This is a genomic window from Bacillus sp. SIMBA_074 (assembly GCF_046534555.1).
Taxonomy (GTDB): domain Bacteria; phylum Bacillota; class Bacilli; order Bacillales; family Bacillaceae_G; genus Bacillus_A; species Bacillus_A mycoides.
On record NZ_JAWRYM010000469.1, the window covers coordinates 1 to 274 of the forward strand.

Consider the following 274-nt stretch of genomic DNA (forward strand, 5'->3'; position numbering starts at 1 on the left):
CCGATCGCCCAAGGCTCGTCGCCAAAAAAATGATAAGAAGCTAAACCTACGAATGTTGAAACAAAATGGCCGCCAATAATATTCCGTGGCTGTGATAACGGCACGTTCCACAGACCGAACGCCAGTACACAGCTGGCACCAAAAGGAGCCATTAACCACACTGCTGATGTTATTTTTGTTAAAAGAATTAAAGCGAATATCGTTAAAAATCCCCCAATCAGTCCGGTTATTGCGTCCTTTACATTTATCTGTAAAGGGCTTCTTCCTTTTCCCT

1 protein-coding gene is annotated in these 274 nt (G+C 43.4%); it reads right to left on the bottom strand.

Going from position 1 to position 274, the window contains the following annotated elements; genetic code table 11:
- A partial coding sequence (locus SB773_RS31625) for an HPP family protein (protein WP_410594274.1) occupies window positions 1-274 on the bottom strand: 274 nt, incomplete at both ends.